Source organism: Agrobacterium leguminum, from assembly GCF_005144435.2.
GTDB classification, from domain to species: domain Bacteria; phylum Pseudomonadota; class Alphaproteobacteria; order Rhizobiales; family Rhizobiaceae; genus Agrobacterium; species Agrobacterium leguminum.
Genome location: NZ_CP120212.1, coordinates 983002 through 1003459 on the forward strand (window position 1 = coordinate 983002; position 20458 = coordinate 1003459).

Annotated in this window: 18 protein-coding genes and 1 tRNA gene; 9 read left to right on the forward strand and 10 right to left on the reverse strand. The window is 59.2% G+C overall.

Annotated features, from left to right (window positions below):
* Positions 1–9 precede the first annotated feature (9 nt).
* The 5 genes from CFBP4996_RS19090 (at position 10) to CFBP4996_RS19110 (ending at position 5201) form a co-directional block, all read left to right on the forward strand.
* On the forward strand, positions 10–1182 hold the full coding sequence (locus tag CFBP4996_RS19090; RefSeq protein WP_080854199.1) for a Gfo/Idh/MocA family protein: 1173 nt from the start codon (positions 10–12) through the stop codon (positions 1180–1182).
* A gap of 81 nt (positions 1183–1263) precedes the next feature.
* Positions 1264–2205, forward strand: coding sequence for a sugar phosphate isomerase/epimerase family protein (locus CFBP4996_RS19095; protein WP_080854198.1), 942 nt, complete (start codon positions 1264–1266; stop codon positions 2203–2205).
* A 55-nt stretch (positions 2206–2260) separates the two neighbouring features.
* Positions 2261–3190, forward strand: a complete 930-nt coding sequence (locus CFBP4996_RS19100) for a sugar phosphate isomerase/epimerase family protein (RefSeq protein WP_080854197.1) — start codon at positions 2261–2263, stop codon at positions 3188–3190.
* A gap of 269 nt (positions 3191–3459) precedes the next feature.
* Positions 3460–4119 (forward strand): hypothetical protein, encoded by a 660-nt coding sequence (locus tag CFBP4996_RS19105; RefSeq protein WP_080854196.1) that lies wholly within the window; start codon positions 3460–3462, stop codon positions 4117–4119.
* A complete protein-coding gene (locus CFBP4996_RS19110) occupies positions 4119–5201 on the forward strand; it encodes a helix-turn-helix domain-containing protein (protein ID WP_080854195.1) in 1083 nt (360 codons plus the stop codon). The genes CFBP4996_RS19105 and CFBP4996_RS19110 overlap by 1 nt, the downstream gene beginning before the upstream one ends.
* Before the next feature lie 183 nt (positions 5202–5384).
* Here the strand turns inward: CFBP4996_RS19110 and CFBP4996_RS19115 are convergent.
* The 6 genes from CFBP4996_RS19115 to CFBP4996_RS19140 form a co-directional block, all read right to left on the reverse strand.
* Positions 5385–5474 (reverse strand) — tRNA-Ser (locus CFBP4996_RS19115).
* Between the two features lie 197 nt (positions 5475–5671).
* A complete protein-coding gene (locus CFBP4996_RS19120) occupies positions 5672–6553 on the reverse strand; it encodes a dihydrodipicolinate synthase family protein (RefSeq protein ID WP_080854194.1) in 882 nt (293 codons plus the stop codon).
* Positions 6550–8193: an ABC transporter ATP-binding protein gene (locus CFBP4996_RS19125; RefSeq protein ID WP_080854193.1), complete on the reverse strand. Its 1644-nt coding sequence runs from the start codon at positions 8191–8193 to the stop codon at positions 6550–6552. The genes CFBP4996_RS19120 and CFBP4996_RS19125 overlap by 4 nt, the downstream gene beginning before the upstream one ends.
* Entirely contained in the window at positions 8186–9109 is a 924-nt protein-coding gene (locus CFBP4996_RS19130) for an ABC transporter permease (RefSeq protein WP_080854192.1), read from the reverse strand. Before CFBP4996_RS19130 ends, CFBP4996_RS19125 begins: the two co-directional genes overlap by 8 nt.
* 15 nt (positions 9110–9124) lie before the next feature.
* A complete protein-coding gene (locus tag CFBP4996_RS19135; protein WP_080854191.1) occupies positions 9125–10039 on the reverse strand; it encodes an ABC transporter permease in 915 nt (304 codons plus the stop codon).
* A gap of 76 nt (positions 10040–10115) precedes the next feature.
* Positions 10116–11624, reverse strand: coding sequence for an ABC transporter substrate-binding protein (locus CFBP4996_RS19140; protein WP_080854190.1), 1509 nt, complete (start codon positions 11622–11624; stop codon positions 10116–10118).
* Positions 11625–11947: 323 nt separating this feature from the next.
* On the opposite strand from CFBP4996_RS19140, the gene CFBP4996_RS19145 reads away from it, so the two are divergent.
* The 3 genes from CFBP4996_RS19145 to CFBP4996_RS19155 are packed head-to-tail and all read left to right on the forward strand — an operon-like array spanning position 11948 to position 15221.
* The gene (locus CFBP4996_RS19145; protein WP_080854189.1) at positions 11948–13144 is read left to right on the forward strand and encodes a sialidase family protein; all 1197 of its coding nucleotides are present in this window, start codon (positions 11948–11950) and stop codon (positions 13142–13144) included.
* Positions 13141–14097: a 4-hydroxythreonine-4-phosphate dehydrogenase PdxA gene (gene pdxA / locus CFBP4996_RS19150; protein WP_080854188.1), complete on the forward strand. Its 957-nt coding sequence runs from the start codon at positions 13141–13143 to the stop codon at positions 14095–14097. The genes CFBP4996_RS19145 and pdxA overlap by 4 nt, the downstream gene beginning before the upstream one ends.
* Positions 14094–15221, forward strand: coding sequence for an iron-containing alcohol dehydrogenase (locus tag CFBP4996_RS19155; RefSeq protein ID WP_080854187.1), 1128 nt, complete (start codon positions 14094–14096; stop codon positions 15219–15221). The genes pdxA and CFBP4996_RS19155 overlap by 4 nt, the downstream gene beginning before the upstream one ends.
* 45 nt (positions 15222–15266) lie before the next feature.
* On the opposite strand, the gene CFBP4996_RS19160 is transcribed toward CFBP4996_RS19155, so the two are convergent.
* The 4 genes from CFBP4996_RS19160 to CFBP4996_RS19175 form a co-directional block, all read right to left on the reverse strand.
* A complete protein-coding gene (locus CFBP4996_RS19160; RefSeq protein WP_035260774.1) occupies positions 15267–15974 on the reverse strand; it encodes a FadR/GntR family transcriptional regulator in 708 nt (235 codons plus the stop codon).
* A 4-nt stretch (positions 15975–15978) separates the two neighbouring features.
* Positions 15979–17019 carry a four-carbon acid sugar kinase family protein gene (locus CFBP4996_RS19165; RefSeq protein ID WP_080854857.1) on the reverse strand — a complete coding sequence of 347 codons (1041 nt, stop codon included), beginning with the start codon at positions 17017–17019 and terminating at the stop codon, positions 15979–15981.
* 233 nt (positions 17020–17252) lie between these two features.
* Positions 17253–19496 carry a polysaccharide deacetylase family protein gene (locus CFBP4996_RS19170; RefSeq protein ID WP_080854186.1) on the reverse strand — a complete coding sequence of 748 codons (2244 nt, stop codon included), beginning with the start codon at positions 19494–19496 and terminating at the stop codon, positions 17253–17255.
* Between the two features lie 175 nt (positions 19497–19671).
* Positions 19672–20061, reverse strand: a complete 390-nt coding sequence (locus tag CFBP4996_RS19175; protein WP_035260778.1) for an acyl-CoA thioesterase — start codon at positions 20059–20061, stop codon at positions 19672–19674.
* A 134-nt stretch (positions 20062–20195) separates the two neighbouring features.
* Here CFBP4996_RS19175 and CFBP4996_RS19180 point away from each other — a divergent pair, with 134 nt between their 5' ends.
* On the forward strand, positions 20196–20429 hold the full coding sequence (locus CFBP4996_RS19180) for a hypothetical protein (RefSeq protein WP_080854185.1): 234 nt from the start codon (positions 20196–20198) through the stop codon (positions 20427–20429).
* Positions 20430–20458: the final 29 nt, after the last annotated feature.

Below are 20458 nucleotides of genomic sequence, written 5' to 3' on the forward strand. Positions count from 1 at the left end.
ACGACTGACATGATCAACGGAGAAAGACTGATTTCACGCCCGCTGCGCTGGGCCATGGTGGGCGGCGGACGCACGGGACAGGTGGGCTACAAGCACCGCACCGGCGCCCTGCGCGACGGCAACTACCAACTCATTGCGGGCGCCTTCGACCTCGATGCCGAAAGGGGCAGAGACTTCGGCGTCAATCTCGGCGTGGCGGCGGAACGCTGCTATGCGGATTACAAGGCGCTGATTGCCGGCGAGACGGCACGCGAAGACGGCGTGGATGTCGTCTCCATCGCCACCCCCAATTTCACCCATTACGAGATCACCAAGGCCTGCCTTGAAGCCGGGCTGCACGTTATCTGCGAAAAGCCGCTATTCTTCACCGTGGCCGAATGCGACGAGGTGGCGCGGCTGGCCGAGCAGAAGGGCCTGATCGTCGGCGTCACCTATGGTTTTACCGGGCATCCGCTCGTCCACCAGATGGCGGCCATGGTCAAAAAGGGGATGCTCGGCGACATCCGTATCGTCGACCTGCAATATACCCATGGTTTCAATGCCGGTGACGATGTGGGCGCGGGCGAGGCCGTCAAATGGCGCACCAATCCCCGCACCGCCGGCCCGACCTTCGTGCTGGGCGATATCGGCACGCATCTCTATTATCTCTCGGAAGTCGTGCTGCCGCATATGAAGGTGGAACGCCTGCTCTGCGACCGCAAGGCCTTCATCCCCACGCGCGCGCCGCTGGAGGACCACGCCACCGTTCTGATGCACTACGACAATGGCGCACGCGGCCGCCTCTGGGTCTCCTCCGTCAATGCCGGCAATATGGGATCGCAACGTTACCGTTTCGTCGGCTCCAAGGCGTCGCTCGAGTGGTCCGATTCCCATCCCGATCAGCTGATCTACGAGGTTCAGGGCGAACCCGGCCGCATCCTGCATCACGGCATGCCCTATCTGGAACAGGAAAGCCTCGCCATCGACCGCATGGGCGCGCTGCATACCGAAGGTCTCGGCGATAGCTGGTCGAACATCTATCTCTGGATCTCCCAGGCAATCGACGCGGCAAATCGCGGTGACAGGGCTTTCCTGAAAACCCACCATTATCCCGGCATCACCGCCGGCACCGAAGGCGTTCGCTGGCTGGAAAACTGCGTCCGTTCGGCCGATGCCGACGCCGCCTGGGTCGATTTCGCTTAACCAGCTTGGGGGCGCGCCGGACAACTCTCCCGTCCTCCTCCTCTTCAGGCGCGTCCCCATACCTCCTCGGAAAGATGAACTATGAAACTCGCAATTTGTACTGACGTCATGGCAAGCCTGCCCTTCACCGATATGCTCGACAAATGCGTCGCGCTCGGTGTCGAGGGCATAGAGATGACCGGCGGCGGCTGGTCAAGCGGCCCGCATTTCCGGGCCGACGAACTTCTGGCGGATAAGGGTCTGCTCAAATCCAAGCTCAAAGAAATCGAGGCCCGTGGCCTCGAAATCGCTGCGCTGAATTGCTCCGCCAATCCGCTCGATCCCGGCGATATGGGCAAACGCCACCTGAAGGAGATTGAGGACACCGTCCGGCTGGCGGGTGAAATCGGCGTGACGAAGATCGTCACCATGTCCGGCCTGCCGGAAGCAGCGCCGGGTGACACCGTGCCGAACTGGCTCGTCTACACCAAGAGCTGGCCGAACGAGATGCCGGAGCGCGACCGTTACCAATGGGAAGATCGCGCCTTTCCGCTCTGGCACGGGCTTGTGAAGCTCGCCAAGGAAGCGGGCGTCGAAAAATATGCGCTCGAGAATTTCTCTGCCATGCTCGTCTGGAACCCGGAAACCCTGTTCCGCCTGCGCAATGAGGTCGGCCCGACGGTCGGCATGAATCTCGACCCGTCGCACCTGATGTGGATGGGGGCCGATCCCATCGCGTCCGCCCGTTCACTCGGCAGCGCGATCCACCATTGCCACGGCAAGGACACCCGCATCGAACGCGGACTGGCGGATGTGAACGGCCTGCTCGAGCTTAAAGAGGTGACTGACGTCGCCAACCGCAGCTGGAACTATGTGGCGGTGGGCGCCGGCCATGATCTGCAATGGTGGAAGGAATTTTTCTCCGTGGTGCGCATGGCCGGTTACGATGGCTGGGTCAGTCTGGAAATGGAAGATTTCACCATGTCCACCGAGGCGGGCATCCAGTCCTCCATCGACGCCCTTAAAGCCACCATCAGCCGCTGAGACCTGCTCCGGGCCGCACAAGGCGGCCCGGCGTCAATTGCGCCACGAGGATGCCATGACCAACCGGATCACCATCACCACCGCTCCCTGCTGCTGGGGCGTCGACGACGTCAAAAATCCCCATCTGCCCCATTGGGAAAAGGTGCTGGACGAGGCGAAGACCGCCGGTTTCGGCGGCCTGGAACTCGGCCCCTACGGTTATCTGCCGCTCGACCTCGAGCGTGTTTCGCAGGCGCTGGACGAGCGCGACCTGAAGATCGTCGCCGGCACGATCTTCGACGATCTGGTCTCACCGGACAACCGCGACAATCTGCTGCGCCAGACCGACGAGATCTGCGCGCTGATCACCCGCCTGCCGAAACCGGAACCCCATGCCGGCCAACGCTTTTCCGCCCCCTATCTGACGGTGATGGACTGGGGACATGACGAGCGGGATTATGCCGCCGGCCATTCCGACCGCGCGCCGCGCCTCGATGGCGGCGCATGGAAAGGCATGGTGGAGAACATCCGCGCCATCGCAACGCTCGCCCGCGAAAAATATGGCGTGCGCGCCACCATCCACCCCCATGCTGGCGGCTACATCGAATTTGCCGATGAGTTGCAGCAGATCGTCGAGGACATTCCCGCCGATCTGGCAGGCCTCTGCCTCGATACCGGCCATATGGCCTATTCCGGCATGAACCCCGTCACCACGCTTCGCCGCTATTGGGATCGCGTCGACTATATTCATTTCAAGGATATCGACGCTGCGGTTTTCGAGGAGGTGATGGCAGAACGCATCCGCTTCTTCGACGCCTGCGCCAAAGGCGTCATGTGCCCTATCGGTCGCGGCTCAATCGACTATCCAGCCATCCGCAGCCTTCTGACGGAACTTGGCTATGGCGGCTATATCACCATCGAGCAGGAGCGCGATCCGCGCAATGCGGGAAGCATTCTGGATGATCTGGCTGCCAGCAGAGCATTTCTCGCTGAGTGCGGGTTCTGAGAAAACGTGACAAAGTGTCGAAGCTCTTGCAGCGCGGCTTCATACCGCGCCTTCCCTTCGCACTTGTGCTTGCCAGCGCCCTCTGAGTTTTCTGATTGTCGCCATCGTGATCTCCAACGGCTTTTGTCGATCACGCGTAGGATGCCCCGGAAAGGGGGCCAAGGATTTATTTCCATAAGCGCGCAAATTTCCGCCACGAAACTTAGGCCTTGCGCGTTTAATTTTTTTCCTCTCTTATGAGGGTGAGATTCTTAAACGAGAGATGCACCATGTCGCCTTTCCGCACTGCAATTCTTGACAACCCATCAGATGCGAAACAGCGTCTAGCTGATTTTGGACTCACCCTAGAACAAATATTGACGATACGGGATTCTGCAAGAGCGGCTGCCGATGATGCAAGCCCTTTAATGCCTCTGAATGCGCCTGGGACGTTGGCCTACATTCATGGCGTCGGTGCGTTGAGAGGTCAAACGCTAGACAGTGAATGGGTTGTGGATCGAACGTTAGGCGTAGAGGCGGTGATTAATCGCACACTCGGTATTCGCCTCGGCTACCAAAATGTAGATCGAGCATGCGATTTAATATTCGCACCGATGCCGCGCTCTGCAAAAGGTAACGGCACAGCCCAACTATGTCCTGTGCCGTTATTTGATTATTTCGGTGTTGCCCTAGAAAGTGACACAGACCGCCTGCCACCTGCTGATGTTAACGATCCGCTGGGTGATCAAGTTAGAACATATTTCGTAATGGTCGGTGAAGACGGTAGCGTCGAAGTCTCTTGCCCCGTGATTGGAAATAAGAGATATGCCGGATTCGTGGAACGAATTTTCGTTGATCGCCCCGATGGGGAGTGGGAACTGGCAATTGATCTGGACACCGGGCCGATGGACGATTTTGATGTGCCAGTGATTTTTAAAGATAAAGCATAATGTTCTGCGCAGATAGATTGAAGGTAGCTCGCCATAGAAGAAAGCTATCGGGAAAACAACTTGCCGAAGTATCTGGGCTTACCGAGGTCACGGTCTCAAAAGTCGAGAATGGGCATCAACCGGATGATGCTACCATAGAAAAGCTTGTAAAAGCCTTGGGTTATCCCCGAGCCTTCTTTTTTATGGATAAGCCAGAAGTGTTAGAGCCTCAGTCGGTATCCTTTCGTAGTTTAAAGAAAATGAAGGCTGCAGAGCGTAACGCATCTTTGGCTGCTGGTTCCAATGGGATTTCACTGTATTACTGGATTGACGAGCGTTTTCAGCTGCCAGCGCCAGATTTGATTGATCTGAGCGTCGAGCAAGATAGACCTGAAGTCGCTGCGCGATTGCTTCGTCAGCACTGGGGTATAGGTGACCGCCCAATCGGCAACATATTGAAGCTTTTTGAATCAAAAGGCATTCGTGTTCTGTCTCTTTCCGAAAATACGCAGAATGTTGATGCTTACTCGTTTTGGCATGCCGATCACCCTTACATATTTTTGAACCAGAAAAAGACTGCCGAACGCTCAAACTTTGACGCGGCACATGAGCTAGGGCACTTAGTTTTGCATTTTCACGCCCAAGCTGAATCCGCGCCGGAGGATGACGCAGAGCGGCAGGCAAATCAATTCGCATCGGCTTTTTTAATGCCTGAAGCGGATGTCAAAAATTCTGTTGGCCAGATTTATAGCGCATCACAAATCATCAGAGCTAAGGCACGCTGGAAAGTTTCTGCGATGGCGCTTGCCATGAGGCTTAATCAAATTAAGATTTTGTCTGATTGGACTTATAGGTCAATAGTTATTGAACTGGGCCAACAAGGTTACCGAAGTGCTGAGCCGCTTGGAGTTGACCGCGAAACCTCTACACTATTAGCAAAAGTTTTCACTACGCTTTGGTCCAAGGGCCTCACGAAGCGCGATATTGCGAATGATCTTAATCTACCATGGGAAGAGATCGAATCGCTTGTGTTTGGGCTGACCGGGTCTTCTCTGGTGCGGCCCACAAAGGGTAACCTATCCGTTGTAAGTCAAAAGCGCTAATGCACACCGGCGGGCGCTCATCTCGAATGCCTGCCGGACCTGCAATGTTCCGTCCAACCTACAGCATCATCGGCGCAGTGCCGACAATGTGGCCCTACCGCTCGAAAATGAGGCGTGTCACAAATTAAGTGAATACAACTAATCTAACATTGAGAGAGAAACCTTGTCACCCAAGGAAAATTATGGCGGAGAGGGTGGGATTCGAACCCACGATACCCTTGCAGGTATGCCGCATTTCGAGTGCGGTGCATTCGACCACTCTGCCACCTCTCCGCATGCGCGAACGCTTGCGTTGCGCGCTCCTATTAAACATCAATAGCCGGGCTGACAAGGGGAATTTCGTGTTTGTGTCACAAATTATTCGTCATGGGTGAGGCTGGGGAAATGCATCGGCTTCTGGTCGTTTTCGCAGATATTTTTAAGGTGACGCGCACGATCTGCAGCCGTGCGCGTCACATTCGATAGCAGCGTCAGATCCGTTGATAACGCCGCAGGATTTCCAGGATTTTTTCATCCTGCTCTTTATTCGGCAGAAGGGCCGGTTGGCGGCTGGCGCCGACGGAAGAGTCCTGGAGATAAAGCGAGCGTTTGACCATGGCCGGTGCGAAGCCGAGGGCGTAAAGATCGGTGCGGAAGTCGGCGTAGATTGCCTGCTGGCGTTCGGCCTCGGTGATGTCGCCGGCGTTGAAAGCATTGAGAATGCCGGCAAGTACATCCGGCAGCGCGTTGCCGAGGCCGGAAATGCAGCCTGCCGCACCGTTCTGCAACGACCAGAGAACGAGGTGATCCGGGCCGGAATAGACCTCGAAACCGGGCATCTCCTTTGCCACCTGAAGATAGGCTTCGAGCGTCTGCTGCGCGCCGCCGGAATCCTTGATGCCGGCGATATTGCCATGGGTGGCGAGTTTGCGGGCGGTTTCCGGTTCTATGTGGTTCTGGGTGCGGGCGGGAATGTCATAAAGATAGACCGGCGTTTCAACGGCGTCAGCCACCATGGAGAAATGGCGGATCAAGCCATCCTGCGTGCAGGCGATGAAGAAAGGCGTGATGACGGCGATACCGTCGACGCCGATGCGGTCGAAGGCTTTGGCAAGTTGCAGGGTTTCGAATGTGGCGGGCATGCCCGCATTCACGATGACTTTGGCACGGCCGGCAACTTCGTCCACCACCTCTTCCGTCAGCCGGATTTTTTCCGCATGCGTCAGCGCGGTGAAATCGCCATTTGTGCCGGCGCACATGATGTTGTTGCCCGCCGCCACCTGGCGGCGCACCTGCGCGCGGGTCGCTTCGTAATTGATGGTTTCGTCCTCGTTGAAACAGGTGACGAGCGCGACGAAAGCTTGTTTGCTCATGAAAGAACTCCGCTTGAATTTGCGATGGCGTCGCCGGCAACGGCCGGATGGCGCTGGGATTGCATATCGGGGTCGGGATCGAGGCTCGCGGATAGAAGGGCACGGGTATAGGCCTCGCGCGGCGCTTCGAAAACCTGGCGTACAGTGCCGAACTCCACCACCTCTCCCCGCTGCATGACCATGACGTGATCGGCAAAATCCCGAACCACCGGCAAATCATGCGCGATGAAGATAAAGGAGAGGCCCATTTCACGGCGCAGCTTGTCCAGCAGTGCGATGACCTGCGCCTGAACCGAAACATCGAGCGCCGAGACTGCCTCGTCGCAGATGATGAGCTTCGGCTCCAGCGCCAATGCGCGGGCAATCGCGATCCTCTGCCGCTGGCCGCCGGAGAACTGGTGCGGATAACGGCGCATATGTTCCGGCGAGAGACCCACCTGATGCAGCAATTCGGCAACCCGCTCACGCCATCTTGCCTTTGGCAATATCTCCGGATGGATGACCCAGGCCTCGGAAATCAGCTGAAACACCGTCATGCGCGGATTGAGAGACTGGGTGGGGTCCTGAAACACCATCTGCAAATCGCGCCGGAGCGCAAAGAGTTCGGCAGGCGAAAGCTTGAAGAGATCACGGCCCTTCCACAAGGCGCTGCCCGCATCCGGCTCGTCGAGGCGAAGTAGAATACGCGCCAGCGTCGATTTGCCGGAACCGCTTTCGCCGACGACCGCAATGGTTTCACCTTCCATGAGGTCGAAGGAAACGCCCTTCAGCGCCTCGAAGGCGCCGTAACGCTTGCGCACATCATGCACGCTGAGCAGCGCTTCGCCCGCCGCCTGCGGCTCGTGCATGTCGCCCCTGCCGGGTGCTGCGCTGATGAGCTTGCGGGTATAGGGGTGCTGCGGATTGCGATAGACTTCGCGCACCGTGCCAGCCTCGACCAGAACGCCCTTTTCCATCACCACCACGCGATCGGCGATTTCGGCAACGACGCCGAGATCGTGGGTGATGATGAGCACGGCCATGCCCGTCTCCCGCTGCAATTCCTTGAGCAGCGAGAGCACCTCGGCCTGCACCGTCACGTCAAGCGCGGTGGTCGGTTCATCCGCGATCAGGAGATCGGGCCGAAGCGCCAGCGCCATGGCGATCATCACGCGCTGGCGCTGACCGCCGGAAAATTCATGCGGATATTTCTTCAAGGCCCCGTCCGGGTCGGGAATGCCGACGCGGGCGACAAGCCGCCTCGCCTCCGCTTCGGCCTTTGCCTTGTCCATGCCGTGGGTGGTCATCGCCTCACGGATCTGCCAGCCAACGGTATAGACCGGATTGAGATGGCTGAGCGGGTCCTGAAAGATCATGGCGATACGCCGGCCGTTGATTTCGCGGCGCGCCTCGGCCGGCATGGTCAGAAGGTCCTGGCCGTCGAGCAATATCTGGCCGCTGCTGATATGTCCGGGCGGCATGTCGATGAGGTTCATGATGGCCGAGGACGATACCGACTTGCCCGAGCCGCTTTCGCCAAGGATGGCCAGCGTTTCGCCACGGTCGATATGGTAGGAGACATCCTTCACCGCATGGACGACACCGCTTGCGGTGTGGAACTCCACGGAAAGGTTGCGCACGTCGAGAAGATGGTCAGCCATGCTTGCGGCCTTTCATTTCCAGCCGCCAGCGCTGCACGGGATCGAGCGCGATGCGCAGCCAGTTGGAAAGCAGGTTGAGCGACAGGGTGGTGAGAATGATGGCAAGTCCCGGCCAGAAGGACAGCCACCAGGCATTGGTGAGATATTGCCGTCCCTGCGAAATCATCAGGCCCCAGGTGATTTCCGGCGGCTGAATGCCGATGCCGAGGAAGGACAGCGCGCTTTCCGCCAGCATCACATAGGCGAAATCGAGCGTGGCGAGCGTCGTCAGCGTCGGCAACACCACAGGCAGGATGTGGCGGAACAGGATGCGCTTGCCAGAGGCGCCCATCACGCGCGCCGCCTGCACGAACATACGTTCGCGCACCTCCAGCACCTCCGCCCTCGTGGTGCGGATGTAAACGGGAATGCGGGTGATGGCGAGAACCAGCATCAGGTTGAGGATGGAGGAGCCGAGCAGATAAAGTACGATGACCGCGATCAAGAGCGACGGGAACGACATGATCACATCCGCAAGCCGCATGATGATCTGGCCGACCCGGTTGGAGGAAAAACCGGCGATCAGCCCGAGCACGGTGCCGGTGACGGCGGAGAGAAGCACGGCGCCGGCGGCGATCATCATCGTGTTTTGTGTGGCAGCGACAATGCGCGCGAGAAGCGAACGGCCGAGCGCATCCGCCCCCAGCCAGAAATACCACTCGCGCTGCCAGTCGAACGGGGCGAGGTTGCGCCCGCGCAGGTTCTGTTTCGTCGCCAGATCGCCAAGCCATGCCGGGCCGACAAAAGCGAGGATAACGACGATGATGAGGAAGATCGCGGCGCAAAGCGCGAATTTATCCGCCCACAACATGCGCAGCATACGCGTTGCGAAGGACGGCTCGGCGATGATCTCGGTGTCGGCGCTGGAAAGGCTCATGGCTGAACGGCCTCCTCAGTGCCGGATACGCGGATCGAGGAGCGCATAGGCGATATCGATCAGAAGATTCATCAGGAAGATCGCCAGCGCGGTCACGAGAATGGCGGCCAGCACGACGTTGAAATCGCGCTGAAGAATGGAATCGATCATCAGCTTGCCGACGCCTGGAAAACCGAAAATGGTTTCGACGATGACCGCGCCGTTAAGAAGGCTTGCCGCCTGATCGCCAATGACGGTGATGACCGGCAGCATGGCGTTTCGCAAGGCGTGAATGAAGATGATCGGACCCGACTTCACGCCCTTGGCGCGTGCCGTTTTGACATAGGCCGAGGACAAAGCGCCGATCATCGAGCCGCGCACCACCTGCACGATAATGCCGAAGGGGCGTACGAACAGGACTGCGATCGGCAATATCCAGTGCAGCACGGAGCCCGTTCCTGACGTGGGCAGCCAGGCGAGATTGACGGAGAAGACGACGATAGCGACAATCGCCAGCCAGAAATCCGGCACGGATGCACCGATGAGCGAGATGCTTGAGGCCATACGGTCGAAGAAGCCGCCGGAGCGGAAAGCCGCAAGCGAACCGATGACGATGGCGGCGGCGGTGACGAGCGACATGGTGACAACTGCAAGCCACAGCGTCCAGACGAAAGCCTCCAGCACCACATCCAGCGCCGGGCGGGCTTTTCTGAGCGATTCTCCGAGATCACCCGTTATCACATCGCCCGCATAACGCAGGAACTGCACCATCAGCGGATCGTTCAACCCGTGCAACGCCCGGAACTGCTGCTTCAACTCTTCCGAAGCCTCCACCGGCAGAAACAGCGCGGCCGGGTCTCCCGTCAGGCGCGACAGGAAGAAAACCATGACGATGAGGCCGATCAGGGAGATCAGGCTTGCAACGGAACGTTTTCGGATGAAGCTCAGCATGGTTGCCTCCGGTTTTTCAATGCGGCGGCGAAGCTTTCGCCGCGCCGCCGCTTCTCAATTGACAAGACGCGGGGTCTTATTTGATGCCGATTTCCGAAAGCTGCAGCATCGAGTTGGTGGCGATGGTGGGCTTGAAGTCCAGCCGTTCCGAGACGCGGGAGAAGCCGACCATATGGAACAGCAGCACATCCGCCACCACATCGTCGTGCAGATAAGCGATGAGTTCCGACCAGAGCTTGGCGCGCTCGTCACCCACGGCTGCGGATGCACGTTCGATCAGATCGTCCACCTTCTTGTCCGAGAAACCGGACTGCGTGCCCTTGGTGGCATATTTGAAGAACATGGTGAAGGACGGGTCGCCCTTTGAGTTGTCGTGCATGGCGGCGACGATCTGCGGTCCTCGGCCTTCCTTGAAGGGCTTGGAGTAATAGCTTTCGTGCTCGGCCACCTCCACGAATTTCAGGTCGATCTTGAAGCCGACATCCTGCAATTGCTGCTGGATCGCTTCCATGATCTCGGTGACGTTGGGGAAATTCGCGGTGCGTGCGATGATGGTGATCGGCGTATCCACCTTCACACCGGCAGCCTTGGCTTCTTCGAGCAGCTTCTTTGCGCCCTCGGGGTCATAGGGGAAGACCTTGACGTCAGGGTTCCAGCCAAGCGTGGTCGGCGGAACGAGTGCGGTGGCCAGCACGGCACCTTCCGGAACCAGCGTACCGAGGAAGGCCTGCCGGTCGATGGCGAGGTTGAGCGCGCGGCGCACCCGCACATCGTTCAGCGGCGCAATATTGTGATCGAGACGCATATAGACCGTCTCGCTGTCGAGATAGGAAAAGTCGGTCTTCGTGTTGGTAGCGTCTAGCTGGGAAATGGAAGGCGAAAGATCGGCTTCGCCGGTCTGCACCATGGCGGCGCGAACCGAAGGATCGGCGCGGAAAAGATAGGTCGCTTCCGTCACCTGTGGCTTGGCGCCCCAATAATCGTCGCGCGCGGTGAGGACAATCTGTTGGCCCGGCGTCCAGTTGGTCAGCTTGTAAGGCCCGGTGCCGACGGGCTCGCGGATGAATTCCATCTTGGTTTCTTCGGGAACGATGGTGACGAGCGACATCAGCAGCGGCAGAATGGGCTGCGCCGGTTCGGTCTTGAAGTCTATCGTGTGGTCGTCAACGATCGACGGGGTCACGGTCATGCCGCCGAAATAACGGCGGGACTCGCAGGCGTTCTTGTCGCTCATGATGCGTTCGAAGCTGTGCTTGACGTCCTTGGCGTCAAATGTCGTGCCGTCGGAAAACTTCACGCCTTCACGCAGGTGGAAACGCCAGCTTCCATCGGCATTCTGCTCCCACTTCTCGGCAAGACGCGGCTGAACACCCTTCTTGCCGCGCACATCAAGCTCGGTCAGCGTCTCGCTGACATTTTCCATGATGATGCGGCCGATATTGGAGCGGGTGGCCATGCAGGGCTCGAGCAGATCAGCTTCTTCCGCCAGCACGATCTTGATCGGCCCCGATGCCGCAAGCACCGGGGAAACCGCGGCGCTGAGGGAACCCAAGACCAGGGCGCCCGCAATCAATGACTTCTTCATTCCGTTCTCCTCCCAGATTCAGAAATTCAGCAACATGGCGGCGCACCGCAAGGGGCATCTGAAAAATCCCCGTCTCCTGCATTGAGGAGCATGACATGCGGATGATTGTCTCCTCCACCCGTAGACAGAGCATCGACGGTATCGCATTTTTTGTCAATTTATTTTTCTAAGACAATTTTTATTCAAGCCAAATCTCTTATTTTTATCATTTAAAAACAAAAGTTTAATTCCAAAAATCAAAAACATATGATCCTCTTTTTTTATCAAATAAACTTGACAACTTTTCGAATATGTCATTTTCATCAGGACAAGAGGAGACCACGATGACCCCTGATGACATCGCTCACGCCATGACCGGAGCCATCCATGCCGTGTCGCAAAACCGGCAGGAAGCGTTCCTGCCGTCGCCCATGATCCAGAACCATGCGAGCTTCCTGCACCTTCTGGATGACGACAGCCTGCTCTGCGCCTGGTTCGGCGGCACGCTGGAAGGAAAATCGGATATTTCGATTTTCGCATCCGTGCTGACAGCGGACGCAACCCGCTGGGGACCGCCGCAGCGCCTGAGCCACGACCCCGCCCATTCCGAACAGAACCCGGTCCTCTTCACTGCGCCGGATGGCGTTCTCTGGCTGTTTCACACAGCCCAACCCTCCGGCAATCAGGATGAATGCCGCATTCGCATGGCGCGAATCCACCGCGACGCGACTGCACCGGAAAAGCTTGTTTCCGAGGAAGGACGTTTTCTCGATCTCCCGCAGGGCTGTTTCATCCGCGCGCCGCTTCGCATCCGCGATGACGGCGCCTGGCTGCTGCCGATCTTCCGCTGCATCCAGCGCCCCGGCCAGAAATGGAACGGCAGCCACGATACGGCAGCGGTCGGCATATCCACGGACAATGGCGCGACTTGGCAATTGCAGGAACTACAGGAATCGACCGGATGCGTGCATATGAGCCCGGTCGCGGTGACGAATGGCCACTACGCCGCCTTCTTCCGCCGCCGTCAGGCCGATTTCGTTTATCGCACGGAAAGCGCCGATGAGGGCCGCTCGTGGTCAAAGCCGCAGCCGACCGATGTGCCCAACAATAATTCCTCCATTGCCGTGATCGGGCTCAACGATGGCAGGCTGGCTATGATCTGCAACCCCGTCAACGCCGCGCAGTCGAGCGACCGCCGCGCCTCGCTTTATGACGAGCTGGGAGAGGAAGACGACAGGCCCGATGCCGATCCGAGCGGCGGCTGTGTGCCGGTCTGGGGCGTGCCGCGCGCGCCGGTTTCGATCTGCCTGTCCGATGATGACGGGCGCAGTTTTACCACTCGGATCCTGATCGAAGACGGGCCGGGCACCTGCCTTTCGAACGATTCGACCGATGGGCGCAATCTGGAAATGTCCTATCCGTGGCTTCTGGAAGCGCCGGACGGTACGCTGCATGCGAGCTACACCTATCATCGCCGCGCAATCAAATATGTCCGGCTGGCGCCCGGCTGGGCTAACGAGAACGACGGGAGACAAAGATGAGCAACATCATTGGCATCACCATGGGCGACCCCTGCGGCGTCGGCCCCGAGATCACGGTGCGGGCGCTCGCAGAAATGTCCGCCCCGGATCGTGCGGCGACGCGGATTTACGGCAACCTCGCCACGCTGGAAGCGGCGCGGGATGCGCTCGGCGTTGATATCGATCTCACTCAACATGTGGTCGACCTGCCTGTGGAGGGCGCGCCGCTGCCCTGGGGTACATTGTCGCCAGTGGCCGGAGACGCCGCTTTCCGCTTTATCGAAAAGGCCGTTCGCGATGCCGAAGCAGGCGCAATCGGCTGCATCGTCACCGCGCCGATCAACAAGGAAGCCCTGAATCTCGCCGGTCACCATTATGACGGGCACACCGGCATGTTGCGAAGCCTCACCGGCTCCTCAGCCGCCTATATGCTGCTCGCCTCCGAACGGCTGAAGGTCATTCACGTTTCCACTCATGTCTCCCTGCAGGAAGCCATTCGCCGCGCGACGACGGAGCGGGTGCTGGCGACCATCCGCGCCGGCAACGCGCATCTGAAACGCATCGGTTACGAGCGGCCGCGCATCGCGGTTGCCGGCATCAACCCGCATTGCGGTGAAAACGGCCTGTTCGGCACAGAGGATGACGACCAGATCGCACCGGCGGTCGCCGCCGCACGCGCCGAAGGCATCGAGGTGCAGGGACCGATTTCCGCAGATACCGTGTTCCACCGGGCTTATTCCGGTGCTTTCGATCTCGTTGTCGCGCAATATCACGATCAGGGCCATATCCCGATCAAGCTTGTCGCCTTCGACACCGCCGTCAATGTCTCCGTCGATCTGCCGATAGACCGCACCTCCGTCGATCACGGCACGGCTTTCGATATCGCCGGCAAAGGCATCGCCAATCACGGCAACATGAATGCGGCCATCGCCTATGCGCGCAAGCTGGTGGCGGGCAAGGAGCGGAAGGAATGAGCACCATGTCGACAGCTCCCATTCTCATCCACCAGCCACGACGGCTTGCCGTCGGCGCTGGCACCATTTCCCAGGTCGGCACCTGGGCGGGAAAAACCGCATCGACCCTGATTATCGCCACACCGTTGACGGCAAAATTTGCCGAACGGCTGCAATTGCAGGGCCCTTTCACGATCTTCGACGCCATTCCCGGCGAGCCGGACACCACAACGCTAGATGCCGCCCTTGCCTCAGCACGCGCCGCCAAGCCGGATCTCGTCATCGGCCTCGGTGGCGGCTCGGTAATGGATGTGGCGAAGCTGGTCGCTGCCCTCTGGAATTCCAGCCAGTCGCTTGAAGACGTGGCAGGGCCGAACAGGGTTACCGGGCGCGACACACGGCTGGTGCAGATCGCCACCACTGCCGGCACCGGCTCGGAGGCCGGCATCCGTTCGCTCATCACAGACCCGGTGAAAGGCAACAAGATCGCGGTCGAAAGCCCTTATCTGATCGCGGATTTCGCCGTGCTCGATCCGGAACTCACCTATTCCGTCCCATCAGCCGTTACGGCGGCAACCGGGGTGGATGCCATGGCTCATTGCGTCGAAGCCTTCACCAACCGCAAGGCCCATCCGATGATCGACGGTTTCGCGCGCATGGGCTTTGCACTGGTCGGCAAATATCTGGCGCGCGCCGTCCGCGACGGTGCGGATACTGAAGCGCGGGAAGGCATGATGCTTGCCTCCTATTATGGCGGCATCTGCCTCGGCCCGGTCAATACGGCGGCCGGCCACGCCATCGCCTATCCGCTCGGCACGCTTCTCAACCTGCCGCACGGGCTGGCAAACGCAATCGTCTTTCCGCACGTTCTGGCCTTCAACCAGCCTGCGGTTTCGGCGAAGACGGCGGAAGTGGCGGGAGCGCTCGGGCTTCGCGAGCACCTTTCCCCTGATGATCTGCGCAAGGCGGCAACGGATTTCTGTGCCGGGCTCGGTATCGAAATGTCGCTCGCACGGCATGGCGCGATTGAGGCCGATCTTCCCCGCTACGCTGAGGATGCGCATGCCATCCGTCGGCTGATGGACAATAATCCCGTCGACATGAGCGTCGAGGACGTGCTCGGCATTTACCGCCACGCCTTCTGAGAGAACCCGGTGCGCGGACACGTACATCGGCCTTCGGCCATCCGCTTAATCCGCGTGCGAAGACTCGAACAGGCGGTCGCGCGATCCCGTTAGATGCTGGAGCATCAACTGGCGCGCCGCCTCTGCGTCCCCATCGGCAATCGCCTTTGCGATTGCCTCATGCTCGGCGAAAACACGCGTCAGGCCGGATGCCTCCCGCTTCACCGACATGCCGTGGAACTTCATTCCCATTGCAATATGGTCCTTGAGCGCTTCCATCGCGGTGGAGAAATAGCTGTTTCGCGCCGCCCGCGCGATGGCGAGGTGGAACTGATAATCGGCATCCTCGCGGTGGGACTGGCGATTGGTCGCATCCCGCATCAGTTCGAGCGCCTTCCGGATCGCCGCAAGTCTCTCGCCATCGTGCCGCAAGGCTGCCGCGGCCGCCGCAGCCGGCTCCAGCGTCAGCCTGAATTCGTAACAGTTGAGAAGATCAGCAACGTTTTCAAGCTGCCCGAAGCCAAGCGGCTCGCGCAGGCCAAAAGCCCTGACATAGCTGCCGGAGCCTCTGCGGGAATAAATGAACCCCTGCTCGCGCAGCCGCCGCAACGCCTCGCGCACGACGGGTCGCGACACTTCGAATTCCATGGCGAGTTCATGCTCTGTCGGCAGCCGCTCATCCGGCTTGTAGGCGCCGGATTTGATCGCCCGGTGCATTCTTTCGAAAATAATGTCCGGAAGTGCCTTGCGCGCCGTTTCTTTCATCAGCCCCATCTGGTCAGCTCTCTCCAGCGTCATTGTCGCCAAGCATCATTTTCGCGATCCGTTTCAACGTGTCAGCTTGCCCAAAACCGCCGGATTTCGCAATGATGCATTGATTGCCAGACCAGCCGACCCCGAGACCCGGCAGGCATTCGCCGGCAAGACGCAAGCGCGAAACACCCATGGCCCGAAGCACGGCTTCGGCTGTGGCTCCACCCGATAACAGCAGCCTTGCCGCCCTGGCGGTAAAATGCGGCACGACGCCTTCCGCCAACCGGTCTGAAACAGCAAGCGGCGACAGATTTTCCGTACCCTGCGTCGCTTGAACCAAAGTCAGACCAGCACCGTCATCGGTGTGTCGTGGCACGACGCCATTCGGCGCCTCCACGACCGAGACAGGCCCAATGCTTTTGAGAACGTCAATCTGCTGCACCGTGATTGGGTCGCGAGATCCGATGACAAAAAGCCCCCTGCCGGGTGGAATGAACGCCGCTTCAGGAACAGCCTGCGCCGTCATCGCTTCAGCCAGTGCCTCGGCAAGCCCACGCGCGCCAACCAGAAGATCGGCCCCTTCCGCCTGCGCAGCGGCGAGAGCTTCCCTGATATCGCCCTTTGATCGCGTATCGGGTATCGTGCAGCGGCCGGCATGTCCGCCCAGCCTTTCATGAACCGGTATGGCAGCTTCCATGCCAAAGCCGGAAACGGCTCCGCCAATAACGACGCGTCCGAAATCCGGAATGGCGGGCGCGACAAGCGCGTGCCGATAGGAAATCGCATCCATTTCCGCCGCAATATGCCCTTTCAGGCGGGAATCGATCTTCTTGAAAAGAATAGTATCGGCCGGAACCAGCCCCAGCAGTTCCTGCGTGCGACGCCGGGCTTCATCCGCCTCGCCATCGCGGCAGCCGAGATTGACGCTGAGGACGGCAGGCGCATCCGCCAGCGCCGCACGCACACCGTCAAGCCCGATCGCAACCTCGGTCGCCAGCCCACGCCCGGCAAAGGGAGCGGCGGCGTCGAGCGCTCCGGTCAGATCATCGGCAAAAATCAGCAGCACGGGCGAGGCCTTCATAAAAGTTGTAATGTTTTACGTCGATAAATTTATTTATAATCAATAGATAAATGGATGTGAATAACAAAAATTATGGCGCAGCTTTTCGGATTGGCCAATTCAGCCGCAAAGAGGTTCAAAGAACGAAAGAGGAAATCGGAAACGGCAAAGAGAACGCCAAACGCAGGCCGCAGCCATACATGGCGAGACGGCCGAGAGATGGCGAACGACCAACGTCGCTAGATGAACCGGAAGGGCAGGCCCGAGATGAGCGCCTTGACGAAGCGCTTTTTCTGAAAGCGTCCGTTCAGCGATACACGCGGCAACTGCGTCGGCTTTTCAAGGCTGTGAGGGCCGATAACGCCAGCCTGCGTGGTCACGGCTGCGGAAAATCCTGCATCGTGAACCGCTTTCGCTTCACGTTCTCCCACGGCCTTTACCCAGCCATAGGGATAGGAAAAGGACCGTGGCCGATGGCCGGCATAGGCTTCCACCCGGCGCGCCGATTCCGCAATCTCATAAGCCAGACGCGCCGCATCGACCTTGCGCATATTCACATGCGTCATGGTATGCCCGCCGAAATGCACCAGAGGGTCCTGCGCCAGCGCCCTGAGCTCATCTTCATCCATGACAAGTTCGTCCACGATCGCGATGGGATCGACGCCATGCTGCCTCGCGGCACGATCGATCCTTTCCACCGCCTCGTCCTCCGAAAAGTTCTGGACAAAATCTTCAAGCCGCGTGAATGCCTCCGCTTTCTGCGAAGGGCTGGCGCATGCCACCTGCTCCGGCCCCGCCCCGAAATCGAATTCGAACGACGCGGCTTTCTGCGTCAGGGCAGCAGCGGTTTCCCACCAGAGGCTGCGTGTTCGCTCCACAAAACCCGGCGTGATGAAAATCGTGTAGGGAACGGCATATTTACGGAAGATCGGCGCGGCATAGTCGGCATTGTTTCGATAGCCGTCATCGAGCGTGAAGGCGCAGAACGACCGGCCTTCGTGATTATCGGCGAGCAGAGCCGGCAGATCGTGCAGATGCACGGGAACGAGACCGCATTCGAGAGCGGCCTGTATCGCCTCTTCCAGAAATTGCGGCGTGACGGACAATTGCACATTGGGTGCGAAAGCCGAAACAGCCCTTCCGGGGCGCACATGATGAAGCGTAAAGATCGCACCGCGACCGGCAAAAGACGGAAATGCCGAACGGACGGCCGGGAGAGAACTCACCTCCAGCCCCGCCCTTATGGCCCCATATTTCACAAGGCGTTTTACCGGTTGAAAAAACATCCTCCCCGATTGTCCTGATGTCAGGCCGGGAAGAAGGCGTTTTCTCACGACTCTCGAGACCGTCAGCGGCAGATCGATCAGGCCCGGTAAGGGATCGTTCGGCGCAAAGGCGGCCCAGCTGCGGATCTTGCCCAGAGACGCGAAATAGTCGCCGATTTTCGCCTGCCCCCTCCGGGCCAATGTGAAGGCGGCAACGGCATCGCGGACAAGATAGGACCAGGAAACGCCCGGCCGCACATTGCCAGGCTGGCCGACCGGCTCGCCATTGGCGACCCGCCACAGCAGGGCGCCAAGGTCGATGCCCGCCGCCGAGCAAAGGCCAAACCATGACCATGGGCGTGGATTGACATCGAGAAGCTTGAGCTTGCCGTCCCGGCCGTCGAGCTTGAATTCCGCCTCGACCAGCCCGCTATGGCCGGCCGATTTCAGTATTTTTCGGGCCGCATCAACCGCTTGCCCGTTGTCGACGACCTCGACGCGGGTGCTGGTATAGCCGAAATCGACAGGATATTGCCGGGCGCGCCGGGCAGTGAATTCCGCTACCGGCTCTCCGTTCAGCCACAGCGCCGCGTAGGAGAACTGGCTTTCTCCCCCACCCGGAATGAGTTCCTGCACGACGACATTGCCGGCGCCGATCTCTCCACTCGCATCGGCAAAAGCCGTTTTCAGAGCATGTCGGTCATCGGCGCGAATGACTTTCGCCCTGGCGATGGTGGTATCGCCACCGCCCATATTCGGCTTGAGAATGACGGGAAACAATATGTCCAGCGTATCGATGTCAGCGGCCGATGCCAGCGCATAGGTTCGCGGAATATTGACGCCAAGTTCCGCGGCGCGCTGATAAAGCAGCGGTTTTTCGCAGAGCCATTGCAGGGCCGTCCAATCCGGCAGGATGATTTTGTAGAGCGAGGACAGTTCCTCACGATGCTGCGCAACGAGCTGGACCTCTCCGTCGCCGGACGGCACCAGCAGACAGCCCTTCAAACCATGCTTGTCGGCCATTTGACGCAGAAACGGCAGTGCCCCGGCATCATGCGGGCCGGCCCAGCGGATTGTTTCCCGCACGAAACGCGACCAACCCGGCAAAGGGGAATCGTGGGTGAGGTAATAAACAGGCACATTCAGGGCGCCGAGGCTTCGGGCAAGAGCGAGCGTGCCGTGAGCGCCGCCGACAATAACAACACCTGGAATGGTCAAAGCCTGATCCCCGTCCTATTCCATATCTTGATCGCAAAAATTGATAAATAAATTGGATATTTCTAAAGTATTGAGCGGACGGATATCGAATTGCGAAAAATCCGAAACGCCTATTGCTTTTAATCTTTCGCAGGCGCTTCGGAATTTGCTTTGAAAAGAAAATGAGGATGCCGCCTCACGCCTCCTTGCGGACGGGACGCGGATCGCCGTTGTCGTCCACCGCGACCATGATGAAGACGGCCTCCGTCACCTTTTCGCGTGAATCCTGATAGTGCCTGCGGGTCCAGGCCTCGATCTTCAACGTGACGGAGGTGCGGCCGATCTTTTCGATTTTGGTGTAGACACACAATGTATCGCCGATCTTGACCGGCTTCTTGAAGACGATCTCATTGACTGCGACGGTAACGGTGCGGCCGCCGGCCACATCATTGGCGCGGACGAAAGCGGCAAGGTCCATCTGCGACATGACCCAGCCGCCGAAAATATCGCCGGCCGGGTTGGCATCGGCGGGCATCGCAAGCGTTCTGAGCGTGAGTTCCATATCGGCGGGCGGTTGCTGGTCCATGTCTCAAAGTCCTTTCACAAGCCTCCCGCTGCCGGACTTAAACAACCGCACCCCATCCGCCAATAGCCGATTTGTCGCGGCAGCCCTTCCAAAACAGCAAGGAATCACAGAGCCATCGTAAGCTTCGGTTAACCATGATGAGGCACGATTCCAAAAAACGCGAGGGCGTGCGAATGGCCTATGACTGGAGTGGAAACAACACAATACAGCAGCGCTACGACCGTATCGTCGTGGTTGTCGCCAGCGTCGTCGCCATCAGCCTGGCGACCGGCACCCTTGCCCTGCGTTCGCAGGTGGAGCCGGACACCACCATAAGCCTTGCCAAACAGCAGCGGCTCGATTCAGACAAATGGCATTTGCGGCTCTAGTCCGCCCCAAACAGCCGAATGGCCCGATG

Coding starts and splice junctions, on each gene's coding strand:
- CFBP4996_RS19100 (WP_080854197.1), top strand. CDS start 2,261: ATGACCAACCGGATCACCATCACCACCGCTCCCTGCTGCTGGGGCGTC.
- CFBP4996_RS19180 (WP_080854185.1), top strand. CDS start 20,196: ATGATGAGGCACGATTCCAAAAAACGCGAGGGCGTGCGAATGGCCTAT.
- CFBP4996_RS19130 (WP_080854192.1), bottom strand. CDS start 9,109: ATGAGCCTTTCCAGCGCCGACACCGAGATCATCGCCGAGCCGTCCTTC.
- CFBP4996_RS19175 (WP_035260778.1), bottom strand. CDS start 20,061: ATGGACCAGCAACCGCCCGCCGATATGGAACTCACGCTCAGAACGCTT.
- CFBP4996_RS19090 (WP_080854199.1), top strand. CDS start 10: ATGATCAACGGAGAAAGACTGATTTCACGCCCGCTGCGCTGGGCCATG.
- CFBP4996_RS19155 (WP_080854187.1), top strand. CDS start 14,094: ATGAGCACCATGTCGACAGCTCCCATTCTCATCCACCAGCCACGACGG.
- CFBP4996_RS19105 (WP_080854196.1), top strand. CDS start 3,460: ATGTCGCCTTTCCGCACTGCAATTCTTGACAACCCATCAGATGCGAAA.
- CFBP4996_RS19110 (WP_080854195.1), top strand. CDS start 4,119: ATGTTCTGCGCAGATAGATTGAAGGTAGCTCGCCATAGAAGAAAGCTA.
- CFBP4996_RS19095 (WP_080854198.1), top strand. CDS start 1,264: ATGAAACTCGCAATTTGTACTGACGTCATGGCAAGCCTGCCCTTCACC.
- CFBP4996_RS19160 (WP_035260774.1), bottom strand. CDS start 15,974: ATGGGGCTGATGAAAGAAACGGCGCGCAAGGCACTTCCGGACATTATT.
- CFBP4996_RS19145 (WP_080854189.1), top strand. CDS start 11,948: ATGACCCCTGATGACATCGCTCACGCCATGACCGGAGCCATCCATGCC.
- CFBP4996_RS19125 (WP_080854193.1), bottom strand. CDS start 8,193: ATGGCTGACCATCTTCTCGACGTGCGCAACCTTTCCGTGGAGTTCCAC.
- CFBP4996_RS19120 (WP_080854194.1), bottom strand. CDS start 6,553: ATGAGCAAACAAGCTTTCGTCGCGCTCGTCACCTGTTTCAACGAGGAC.
- CFBP4996_RS19135 (WP_080854191.1), bottom strand. CDS start 10,039: ATGCTGAGCTTCATCCGAAAACGTTCCGTTGCAAGCCTGATCTCCCTG.
- CFBP4996_RS19140 (WP_080854190.1), bottom strand. CDS start 11,624: ATGAAGAAGTCATTGATTGCGGGCGCCCTGGTCTTGGGTTCCCTCAGC.
- pdxA (WP_080854188.1), top strand. CDS start 13,141: ATGAGCAACATCATTGGCATCACCATGGGCGACCCCTGCGGCGTCGGC.